At 37.9% G+C, this 10,518-nt stretch carries 11 protein-coding genes and 2 pseudogenes; 8 read left to right on the forward strand and 5 right to left on the reverse strand.

What is annotated here, in order from left to right; genetic code table 11:
- The 3 genes and pseudogenes from MMY95_RS16120 to MMY95_RS14265 all read right to left on the reverse strand — a co-directional run.
- A pseudogene (locus MMY95_RS16120) lies at positions 1-618 on the reverse strand (MFS transporter); the annotation flags it as partial.
- A 298-nt stretch (positions 619-916) separates the two neighbouring features.
- Positions 917-1,156, reverse strand: coding sequence for a hypothetical protein (locus MMY95_RS14260; RefSeq protein ID WP_022638442.1), 240 nt, complete (start codon positions 1,154-1,156; stop codon positions 917-919).
- A 70-nt stretch (positions 1,157-1,226) separates the two neighbouring features.
- Positions 1,227-1,904 carry a hypothetical protein gene (locus tag MMY95_RS14265; protein ID WP_131470633.1) on the reverse strand — a complete coding sequence of 226 codons (678 nt, stop codon included), beginning with the start codon at positions 1,902-1,904 and terminating at the stop codon, positions 1,227-1,229.
- Between the two features lie 352 nt (positions 1,905-2,256).
- On the opposite strand from MMY95_RS14265, the gene MMY95_RS14270 reads away from it, so the two are divergent.
- The 5 genes from MMY95_RS14270 to MMY95_RS14290 all read left to right on the forward strand — a co-directional run bounded on the left by MMY95_RS14270 (position 2,257) and on the right by MMY95_RS14290 (position 5,683).
- Complete coding sequence (locus MMY95_RS14270) at positions 2,257-3,063, forward strand: ParA family protein (protein ID WP_241277745.1); 807 nt, start codon at positions 2,257-2,259, stop codon at positions 3,061-3,063.
- Between the two features lie 13 nt (positions 3,064-3,076).
- Complete coding sequence (locus MMY95_RS14275) at positions 3,077-3,325, forward strand: ribbon-helix-helix domain-containing protein (protein WP_002825834.1); 249 nt, start codon at positions 3,077-3,079, stop codon at positions 3,323-3,325.
- A 603-nt stretch (positions 3,326-3,928) separates the two neighbouring features.
- On the forward strand, positions 3,929-4,459 hold the full coding sequence (locus tag MMY95_RS14280) for a replication initiator protein A (protein WP_241277746.1): 531 nt from the start codon (positions 3,929-3,931) through the stop codon (positions 4,457-4,459).
- A 154-nt stretch (positions 4,460-4,613) separates the two neighbouring features.
- Complete coding sequence (locus MMY95_RS14285) at positions 4,614-4,811, forward strand: hypothetical protein (RefSeq protein ID WP_063204059.1); 198 nt, start codon at positions 4,614-4,616, stop codon at positions 4,809-4,811.
- 50 nt (positions 4,812-4,861) lie between these two features.
- Positions 4,862-5,683, forward strand: coding sequence for a Fic family protein (locus tag MMY95_RS14290; protein ID WP_064618883.1), 822 nt, complete (start codon positions 4,862-4,864; stop codon positions 5,681-5,683).
- On the opposite strand, the gene MMY95_RS14295 is transcribed toward MMY95_RS14290, so the two are convergent.
- A complete protein-coding gene (locus MMY95_RS14295; protein WP_057904517.1) occupies positions 5,673-5,951 on the reverse strand; it encodes a hypothetical protein in 279 nt (92 codons plus the stop codon). The two genes, MMY95_RS14290 and MMY95_RS14295, sit on opposite strands and share 11 nt — an antisense overlap.
- Positions 5,952-5,973: 22 nt before the next feature.
- Positions 5,974-6,201: a hypothetical protein gene (locus MMY95_RS14300; RefSeq protein WP_241277747.1), complete on the reverse strand. Its 228-nt coding sequence runs from the start codon at positions 6,199-6,201 to the stop codon at positions 5,974-5,976.
- 254 nt (positions 6,202-6,455) lie between these two features.
- On the opposite strand from MMY95_RS14300, the gene mobQ reads away from it, so the two are divergent.
- The 3 genes and pseudogenes from mobQ to MMY95_RS14315 all read left to right on the forward strand — a co-directional run bounded on the left by mobQ (position 6,456) and on the right by MMY95_RS14315 (position 10,488).
- Positions 6,456-8,519 (forward strand): MobQ family relaxase, encoded by a 2,064-nt coding sequence (gene mobQ, locus MMY95_RS14305; protein ID WP_241277748.1) that lies wholly within the window; start codon positions 6,456-6,458, stop codon positions 8,517-8,519.
- A pseudogene (locus tag MMY95_RS14310) lies at positions 8,494-10,150 on the forward strand (DNA topoisomerase). Before mobQ ends, MMY95_RS14310 begins: the two are co-directional and overlap by 26 nt.
- A gap of 122 nt (positions 10,151-10,272) precedes the next feature.
- A complete protein-coding gene (locus tag MMY95_RS14315) occupies positions 10,273-10,488 on the forward strand; it encodes a hypothetical protein (protein ID WP_241277749.1) in 216 nt (71 codons plus the stop codon).
- Positions 10,489-10,518: the final 30 nt, after the last annotated feature.

The raw sequence follows: 10,518 nt of genomic DNA on the forward strand, positions 1-10,518 counted from the left end.
GCTGGTTACCCGCTTTTAAGTTGTCAGTAGCTAGTGCTAACTTCTTCTGGGCTTGGTAGACCTGGTGAAGATCAGTTCCCTTTTGGGGCTGTGGTAAACCAACTTGAGATTTGACCGCCTGTTTAAGGGCACGTCTTAGGCTCGTCTGTTTATTTTTAGTTGTTAATTTGGCTGATCCAGTAGTGGAAAATAGGCTGTTCAATTGTTGATGAGCCACTTTATTTACTTTTGGTGATAATTGCTGTCGATCAACAATTTGAATGGTATCTTGATGCATATGCTGCTAGCTGTATTGACATTATTATCAAAGACCATTACTAGAATTGCAATTCCTAAACAGGTGCCAATTTGACGCGCTGCATTAACAATTCCTGAAACAATCCCACTTTTATTTTTGGGCAAATGCTTAACCGAGACCACTAACGAAACCGAAGAGAACCCAAAACCAACACCGTTGATCACTAGGAAAGTAATGATAACAGCTTTAGGCGTTGTGGTGGTGATAAACGACAAGAGTAGTAAACTAGCTGCTATGACTAAGAGGCCAATCAAAGTAACCGAAACTGCGCCAACTTGATCAAATAACTTAGTTCCCAAAGACATCGCTACCATGATTGTTTCTGTGGGTATCGGGTGTGACCGATGCCTTTTTTATTTTCCATTATATCAAAAGGCGGTCCAGTGAGAATCTTCGGATTCTCACTGGACCGCCTTATTTGTGGAGACTTATGTCACAGCCTCTTATTTTTTCCTACTACTGTCAACACGATCACCTAAGATCCCAACTAATACGCCAACAACAACCAGAATATAACCAACTAAATCATGATATGGAAAATCGTAGTGATTACTTGCCCACAGTATGATTAAAAGAATTACAACTAGGGTTGTGCGAAGCCAAAAGCTTTTTCTCATACTATTTGGCTGCCAGTGGTAATTTAAAGATGATAAAAGTCGATACAGCGTAAATAATTAAAATCGGAATCAGTAACATTCCATAGGTGATGGGCCACGTCAAAACGGTCATTAAGGCAGTGCCAACGGTATTTAAAATTACTAACGTTTTCCTGGTTAGTTTAAATGAATGCCACATTAAAAACCACCAGTATACCAATGAGATAAGCAGTACAAAGCTTCCCAATTCAGTTAATGACAATTTATATTCCTCCTAGACGTTGCTTATTTGTATTAGCACTATGGAACATAATTTAGACAGGCTCTCTAAATTAATACGTTTTGATTTTATAAACGCCAAAACGATTAATGTCCATATAAAGTTTACTATGCGGATGAGCATCTCTCATATTAGTCAGGTGATCTGCTATATTGCTAAAATAGACAGAAAGGGTAACTCCGACTGGTGGAGATACAAGTGATCCAAATTCAGCAATAGCTTGACCATTTTTGAATTCTGCTATCTCTTTATTTACTGCTGTCTTATTGCGCATATACACCCTAATCCCCCACCAAAAACGTTTAATAGTTGGATTTGATGAAGACTTGGCCAATACTACACCGAATGCTGCACTTGTTGAAGCTCCATATGTCTTATCATTAGTCTTGATAGTATAGCCGTTGCTTTTAATGTCAGCATTGACTTGTGAAAGCTCATCTTCTATTTCTGTAACCATGCTTTGAGAAACATTATTATTTTCAGGGAGCTGTAATACGTATTGATTATTAACAACTTTTACATATGGATCAAGTTGATTAATTTGATTCTCAGTCAATTGATTATTTTCTGAATCTGATAATTTTGCTGTTTCAGTTGTTTGATCAGCATCCTTTATGACATTAGTTTGTTTTAACTGGGTAGTATCTGCAGAAGCCCTGCTTGTTGGTATATATGTGGCAGTTAAAATTGCACTTGCCAATAGAACTAACCCTAATTTTCTGTTTTTCATTGTTCATCGACCTCCTAAAGTAGCAAAATCTTAGTCTACGAATTATATAAAAATATTTACAAGCAAACCATAAGTCTTATTTTTAGTATTTTCAATTATAATACTCATACGCGTGGTGCTAGTTAAATTTAGACAGTAAAAAAGCCTGACGGTGTACACTTAAATTAATATACAGTAAAGAAGTGTTAAGCATATCAGACTAGTTTAAGCCTTATCAGCCGAGAATGAGTGATGTTGATATTGCTGAAGTACGTGATTAAGCCGGCCAAAACCATTGCATTAATTATTTAATAAATTGTTTATTTGTTTGTCTGCTAATGATATAATTAAGCTAGATGGAGGAGGTATCAAGATGAAGATTATTACTTTTACTGCTATCAAGGGTGGTGTTGGTAAAACAACCTTGACTTTAAATTATGGTGATTGGTTAGCCAAACATGGTAAGAAGGTTCTATTAATCGATTTAGACCATCAGTGCAATTTAACAACCGTTTTTGAAAAGACACGACGAAACAATACCATCGCTGAAGCGTTTAAAGAAAATGACAATGCTCAAAAAGTAAAAATTGACAGTGTCGGACCGAATCTAGATTTAATAGCCGGTTTTATAGACCTAGATGTTTTAGGAAGTTATCTAGAAAATAACAGTAACAAAGAAATGATGTTGTTCATGTGGTTTAAAAATAACTCCGATTCATTAAGCTTAACCGACTATGACTATATCTTAATTGATACGCACCCAGATTTTAGCACCATCACTAAAAACGCTATTGCTATCAGTAATTACCTGCTTAGTCCCATTACACCCAGTGAACATGGCTACAATGCCAAGTTTGACCTAGAAACACGACTCGAAAAATTCAGAAAATCACTTTTTGATTATCGAACTGGCGAAACTTACGTTGATGCAAAGCTTTTCTTTATCGGTAATATGATTAGACATAATACAAGCATGTCTCGCGATTTGCTAAAACACATAGAAGGCGATGAAACAGTCGCAACTATAATTCCTGAAAGAGAGCTCTTTAATAAAGCTACTGCAAGGCACGCTTCAATATTTGAATCAGCCAATCATGATGAATCCATTTTAAAGCAAAATCAAAAGTTCATAGAACACGCCGATCATCTTTTTCAAGAATTAGCAAATAAAACCAAGTAAGGAGAGTTAGATTATGAGTTTAGATTCATTCAATCATAAAAAAGACGAAGAAATGAGAGAAAGTTACGAAACTACATTGAAAGACAACAAGAAAGATGCAGTCGCATTTTTGAAAAATATCAGCCGAAAGGAAGTAGAGCGTAAGCGATCAGTTACCTTCTCAATTACTGAAAGCCAACTAAAAAAAATGGATACGGCTGCCCGAAAAAACGGATTTAAAAATCGTTCAGAATTCTTAGCTTCAATCATAGATGCAATTTAGTAATTAAATAAATAATTAATCAAACAAGTAAACATACAATTTATTTGTTTGATTAATTTGTGCTTAGGTAAAAGCTAGTAAAGTGCACTGAACCAAATACGGTTGCCTGTAAGTAAGCGCTATGCTAGACTAAGATTAATTTAACAACCAAATAAAGAGATCAAGCTAAACAGAAAAATCCCCGATTCACGAGGAATCGAGGATTTTAGGTTTAGCAAGTAGCTAATAGAGAGCTACTTAGATTCAGACAATTTAGACCGCCAAGTTAAAATCGTCTGAACATTGTTCTTAATTTGTAGATTAATTATACCGCAAACCAGTCCTATGGGACAAGTGAAGGATAGTTAAAAACAAATTAAATCCAATGGACTAAGTAGCTAACCAATGCTATTTAGTCCATTTTTGTTGTTAGAAATTTAAAAAAGTTGCCGTATAGGCAACCCAGAATAGACACATGCCGGTGAATTTACAAAGCCGATCACGTCCAATGTTCGCTTTGTAATTCAGTTAAAGCATATCAGATTTGTATTTTAAAACAAGTCAGATGTTTTAGCAACTCTCTTTTAAGACGGCCTGTGTCAGTTAAGAAAGGGAGCTTTTATTATGGATCAATCAAACTTTAACTTTACAAATGCTAAAAGAGCCTATGAAGTAAAGTTCTACGCTTTGCCGCAGATCTTACTCCAAGGAGAAAAATATAAGGATCTTAGCGATAGTGCCATTTTACTTTATTCGGTGTTACGCGATCGTCTAAGTTACTCACTAAGCAATAATTGGGTTGACGAAAATAACAACGTATATTTCATATACACAAACAATGAACTAAAAGATTTACGAAACTGGTCAAATAATAAAATCAATAAGATTAAACACGAATTAATGGACGCAAACCTTTTGTATCAAAAACATATGGGTTTTAATCCAAATGATGATGAGCTGAAGCCTTTAATGACCAAAGCCTTGAGACGCTACTTTAACGCTCTTAGAAGCAATGAGAAGCACATTAAGAACGTTGAAAACTACTTGTACGGCACCATGCAAAACCTATTTGGGGTTTGGTGGAATAAACAAGCGGCTAGAGAATATGCGGCCAAACACCCCGAAGAGCAAAACGCTGACAATGAGCGCTTTTAGAATTAAACAGCATATAAGCTCATCTAAGCCGTTTTAAGTGTTCGACACATAATTATATTAAAACTGGTTTAAAACCGTTTAGAAGCTGAAATAGGTGCCTTAAATAGCTGAATAGGCGATAACTAATCTAGAAAGATGGGAAAGAGTTTTTTAAATGACCAAACCAAGCAAAGAAGTCGAAAAAATAGAGCAATTGTTGGCTGACCCCTGGACAGTCAATATTCAAGGCATTTGGGAACAAGCAGCACATAATCCAGACCCTGATAAGCGCAAGTTGTTTGACGCGTTACACACTTACCTCTTAGATAAACGGCAAGAAAAAATTATCAACGAAAAGCATTTCGTGATTTAACATGGACGAGTCAATGAATCAGTGGTTGGAATGAAAAGGAGGTACAAAATATGACTAAGACACAAGCATATATGGACAAGTATCAATTTACAGTTGCAGAAAACAAACGGTTTGCTCGAACAAATTTTACCAAGCTAGTGCACACTAATGCCCGCTTTGAAGGCGTAAATACCACTTTGCCGCAAACACAAACCATTATGGACGGCATGAGTGTGGCAGGCGTTCCTGTTGAAGATATTTTGACAATTGTTAACTTAAAGCGTGGGTGGCAATATATCACTGATCAAAATGCCCCTTTAACGTTAACCATGGAAAAACAAATTAACAAGATTGTGGCCGCGGAAGACGCCTTAGTACCAGGAGAATTACGGCAAGGAAAAGGAGGAGTTGATTTAGGCAGTGAAGACTTTTTTGAACCACCCTTAATTAACGAAAAACAAGAACAATCCTTTTTACAAAAAATTTTGGCTGATCCGCAAACAACGACCACTGATAAAGCATTGACTGTTATGTATCATAATATGCGCCAACAAATCTTTTGGGACGGGAACAAAAGGACGGCGACTTTAAGTGCTAATAAAATTATGATTGACGGTGGTGCAGGCTTAATCAATGTGCCGTTAGATAAGTGGGATCAATGGAACGAACTAATTGCCAATTATTATCGAACTAATGACATGGCTAAAATTAAACGGTGGACATATGACAATGGCATTCAAGGATTACAAATTAGAGCAAACTTAGAGCTTAAATCAGTTGAAGACGAAATTGGTAAAAGAATCCAAGAACAATTAAAAGATTTTGCGGATCAAAACCCAGAAATTAAGCCAAAAAATGATCCAGAAAATAAAAACGATCGGCCTAGTTATTAGGTTGATCGTTTTTGAGCTTATTCGGCTTATGGGCATTAACGTAATCGGCAAATGTTTTTAAAAGCTCTTCGGTTTGTTCGACCGAAAGGTTATCAGCTTGAAAATATTTTTCAAGCAAAGCCCCTTTTTGAATTAATCGGCGAGAACGAGCTTTGCGGTCTTGCCGGCTTTCATAATATTTAGATTGCCGTAATTTAAAATCTTCCCGCTCTATTTTTTGTTTTAAACGCGCTTGCTGCTCGACTAGTTTTTCATATTGATTAGACATAGAATTTCCCCATCGCGTATGGTTAATGATCTACGGACTTTACCTTTAAAAATTCAGTAAATTGCTTGGCTAAAAGCTTAATCTGATCGTTAGACAAATTAGCATAATCTAAATTTGCTTGACTAATAATTTGTTTACCTAATCGTTGTTCAATCTTATTTTTTTCGTCCTTGATTTTTTGGTTAAGGGCTTTTAATTTGGATTCTTGTTTTTCTAAGTTACTTTGCGACATGATTATCCCTCCAATCATATTTGAAAATAATCATGGATACTATATCATAAGGAAAACGTTAAGTCAAAGTATTAAATTTGAAATAGCGAAGCGAAAGTCATACTCTAAAAGTAGAGTTAAGGGAACCAGTAGATCGAGTGAAACGAGGTCAATGCGCACTTACACCCCACTAAATTCTTGTGGGGTAAATCGTGCTAAAATCCTGTATTAGAAGTCGCCGATGGCGACAACAAGGTCAAAACCCATAGAATCAAAGGAAGACGGTGACTGACATGGCAATATTCCACATGAGTTTTAGTAATATTAGTGCTGGTAAAGGACGAAGTGCGATTGCCAGTGCCGCTTATCGAAGTGGTGAAAAGCTATTTGATGATAAGGAAGGTCGCCACTATTTTTATGCCCGATCGATCATGCCAGAAAGCTTTATTTTGACGCCAAAAAATTCACCTGAATGGGCGAGTGATCGAGAGCAGTTGTGGAATGAAGTTGAAAAGAAAGATCGTAAATCAAACTCACGGTATGCAAAAGAGTTTAACGTGGCTTTACCGGTAGAATTAAGTGAATCCGAACAGAAAGAATTACTGACAAAATATGTGCAAGAAAATTTTGTTGATGAGGGCATGGTAGCCGACGTGGCAATTCATCGCGACCACCCAGATAATCCGCACGCTCATGTGATGTTAACTAATCGGCCGTTTAATTCAGATGGAACATGGGGAATTAAGAGCAAAAAGCAATATATTTTAGATGATAATGGCAACAAAACATATACCGGAACTAGCAAGTACCCTAAGAGTAGAAAGATACTGATGGTCGATTGGGATAAAAAAGAAAAAATAACTGAATGGCGGCACAATTGGGCGGCAAGTGTAAATCAGGCTTTGGAGCAAAAAAACTTTCCTGATCGGATCAGTGAAAAATCATTTGTGGAACAGGGAATAGCTGACACACCAATGCAACACGAGGGAATCAATAGCAAACGGCATGAAAGAAAGGCATTTAATCAACAAGTTAAGAACTATCGTAAGTCCAAAGCTGGCTATAAAAATATGCAGGAGAAAGTAGTTAATCGAGGCCACGTGGATAGCCTAAGTAAACACTTCTCGTTTAACGAGAAAAAAGTGGTCAAAGAGTTAAGCCACGAACTGAAAACTTATATTAGTTTGGAAAGTTTAGATGATAAGCGGCGCATGCTATTTAATTGGAAAAACAGTACCTTAATTAAGCACGCTTTTGGTGAAGATGTCACTAAGCAATTATTGACGATTAACCAACAAGAAAGTTCACTAAAAAAAGCAGATGAACTCTTAAATAAAGTAGTTGATCGCACGACTAAAAAACTTTATCCAGAGCTTGATTTTGAACAGACAACCGCGGCTGAACGACGGGAATTGATTAAAGAAACTAATAGTGAACAAACGATTTTCAAAGGCAGTGAATTAAACGAACGTTTAATGAATATTCGTGATGATTTATTGGTCCGACAATTATTGACCTTTACCAAGCGGCCATATACCAGCTGGCAGTTATTAATGCAACAAGAAAAGGAAGTCAAAATCGAGCTTAAATATACGCTGATGATTCATGATGATAGCTTAGAAAGTCTAGAACGCGTTGATCAAGGTCTACTAGAGAAGTATTCACCAACCGAGCAGCAAAAGATTACTCGCGCAGTCAAAGATTTGCGAACAATCATGGCTGTTAAGCAAGTTATTCAAACCCAATACCAGGAAGTTTTAAGAAGAGCCTTTCCTAACGGCAATTTTAATGAATTACCAATGATTAAACAGGAACAAGCCTATACAGCCGTGATGTACTATGATCCTGTTTTAAAGCCATGTCAGGCTGAAACAATTGAACAGTGGCAAGCAAATCCACCACAGGTGTTCAGTCCCCAAGAGCATCAACAAGGACTAGCTTATTTATCGGGACAGCTTAGCTTAGATCAGTTAGAAAATCATCACTTACAACGGGTTTTAAAGCATGATGGCACTAAACAACTCTTTTTTGGCGAATGCAAAGCCGATCCGACGATTAAGAACAGTCAGATCGAGAAAATCCAAATGCAGTTAAAAGGGCAACAAGCCAAGGACGACCAGTATAGAAAAGTAAATATTGGACATTATCAACCGCTAAATTACAAGCCAGTTAGTCCAGACTATTACTTAAAGACGGCCTTTAGTGATGCGATCATGACTGTTCTATATGCTCGTGATGAAGATTACCAACGGCAAAAGCAAGAACGTGGACTGAAAGAAACCGAGTGGGAAATGACGAAAAAGCAGCGACAACACCAAACCCGGAACCGGCATGAAGATTGGGGCATGCACTTGTAATCACAAAATTAGCGACTGGTTAATTGGTATGAATGGTAGCCCATAATGTATTTTATATTGAGAAAAATTTGGTACGTAGAGCGTGCTCGATTAGTTACGTATAGCTGCCAGCCTTGTGTATGGTCTATCAAAGAGACCAGGTAAACAAAACCTTTAAGCCGAAACCCTATTTTGAACTAAATGCTGAAATTCTTGCTAATTAGCAAAAATTCGTTGCAAAATTAGACCCCTATCAGCGATTTAAAGACGAAACAGGGCTAATGACATTCATGCAAGCTAAACACGTTCAGAAAGGATCACAGGCTGGTTTAATCAAGGGCATTCAAAACCAGGCTAAAAAGCGTGCTAGTCCCCAACTATTCTCACTATCCAGTCTCCAAAGTGCCATGAATAAACGTTATCACGCCAGCGCCAGCCAAACCTTAGCGGCCATTCAAAGCTTATACGAAGACAAACTGCTCAGTTATCCCCGAACGGATTGTGCTTATATCACTGATGAAGAATTTGATTATTTAGTGGCTAATCTGACGAAGTATCTGGGTTTGGTCTCTAAGCCAGTCGCTTTAACCAATACCACTCCGAACAAACGCTATGTTGATGGGAAAAAAGTTGAAGAACACTATGCCATTATTATGACTAAAGTCGTCCCGACTAAAGATCAATTAGCTGCCTTACCTAAATTACAGCAACAAGTCTATGACTTGGTTTTAAGAACGACGTTAGCGATGTTTGCTGATCCGTACGAGTACGAGGAAACCACCATTATTACCCAAGTTGGTGACGCCAATTTTAAAGCAACCGGTAAGGTCCCAACTAAGCAAGGCTGGCAAGCTTTATTTGATGAAACCAAAACCGAGCAGCAAGAAGTAGCAACTTTACCGCTCGTTCACCAAGGTGATCAAGTCCAAGCAAATCTGCAAACACCGCAAAAAGAAACGACACCACCGGTACCCTTTACCGAAGGTACCCTGATTACGGCCATGAAGACCGCCGGCAAAACGCTTGATGATGAAGAAGCCCAAGCGATTCTTAAAGATGTGCAAGGCATTGGGACAAGTGCAACCCGGGCCAATGTGCTGGAAGTGTTAAAGAAACGCGGCTATCTCGTCACTGAAAAGAACAAGCTACACGTCAGTGAAGCCGGAATTACTTTATGTAAAGCGGTTGAACTCGAACCCTTGCTAACTAGCCCAGAAATGACGGCTAAATGGGAGCAAGCGTTACAGCAAATCAGTACCGAAGAACGCACTCCGGATAATTTTTTGAGCCAAATCAAGAAGTTTGTGGCGAAGTTAATCGCTGATGTTCCCACACAATTAACCGGCAATGCAGCCATTAAGCAACAAATCAATCACCAACAGCAAGCGCAAAAAGTTGCCGAGGTGTTCTTAGAAACACCACAAGTAACTGTCATAAATAAACAAAAGTTTTACATTGTGAAACCCAAGCAAGGCGAGGACTTTACCCTACCCAAGAAATGGAGTAGCAAGACGCTTGGTAAGACCGCAATTAAAGCGCTGGTCACCAAGGGGGAAACCAGCAAATTAAAGGGTTTCAAGAGCAAAAAAGGTAAGTCGTTTGACGCCAAGCTAAAACTTGACGGTCATAAATTAAGTTTTGATTTTGATTAGAACCTGCCTACCGCCCTGCACGTTGTTGCGGGTTGGTGAACCCGTTGTTTAGGTTCACTTTTATAAAGCCAAAAGTAAACCTAAACAACGGGTGAGATTAGCAAAGCAAAGGAGATCATAAAATGGATAATAAATTAGAAGTCATTGGGAGTGAATTACCAGTTTTGCAGGCTAAAGGAACCTACAAGTATCTAAAAGAAATCACTGGTAACGGAGCCTATTATCAAGTGGCTTGGCAAAAATTGTCTGACGGTTACGTTGCCCTTTATGGCACGACCTCAATTCAAACAAAAGTGGCTCCCATACTGAATGGTATTTTTGAAGATGAGGAGGGGTAACTTATGCCAAATAAAGCAGATGTTAAGGCT

The sequence above is a fragment of the Lactiplantibacillus sp. ME-2 genome (assembly GCF_022549155.1).
Lineage (GTDB): Bacteria > Bacillota > Bacilli > Lactobacillales > Lactobacillaceae > Lactiplantibacillus > Lactiplantibacillus plantarum.

Excerpts from the sequence above, each read along its gene's own strand:
- MMY95_RS14290 (WP_064618883.1), top strand. The coding sequence starts at position 4,862 with ATGACTAAGACACAAGCATATATGGACAAGTATCAATTTACAGTTGCA.
- MMY95_RS14300 (WP_241277747.1), bottom strand. The coding sequence starts at position 6,201 with ATGATTGGAGGGATAATCATGTCGCAAAGTAACTTAGAAAAACAAGAA.
- mobQ (WP_241277748.1), top strand. The coding sequence starts at position 6,456 with ATGGCAATATTCCACATGAGTTTTAGTAATATTAGTGCTGGTAAAGGA.
- MMY95_RS14275 (WP_002825834.1), top strand. The coding sequence starts at position 3,077 with ATGAGTTTAGATTCATTCAATCATAAAAAAGACGAAGAAATGAGAGAA.
- MMY95_RS14315 (WP_241277749.1), top strand. The coding sequence starts at position 10,273 with ATGGATAATAAATTAGAAGTCATTGGGAGTGAATTACCAGTTTTGCAG.
- MMY95_RS14295 (WP_057904517.1), bottom strand. The coding sequence starts at position 5,951 with ATGTCTAATCAATATGAAAAACTAGTCGAGCAGCAAGCGCGTTTAAAA.
- MMY95_RS14285 (WP_063204059.1), top strand. The coding sequence starts at position 4,614 with ATGACCAAACCAAGCAAAGAAGTCGAAAAAATAGAGCAATTGTTGGCT.
- MMY95_RS14270 (WP_241277745.1), top strand. The coding sequence starts at position 2,257 with ATGAAGATTATTACTTTTACTGCTATCAAGGGTGGTGTTGGTAAAACA.
- MMY95_RS14265 (WP_131470633.1), bottom strand. The coding sequence starts at position 1,904 with ATGAAAAACAGAAAATTAGGGTTAGTTCTATTGGCAAGTGCAATTTTA.
- MMY95_RS14280 (WP_241277746.1), top strand. The coding sequence starts at position 3,929 with ATGGATCAATCAAACTTTAACTTTACAAATGCTAAAAGAGCCTATGAA.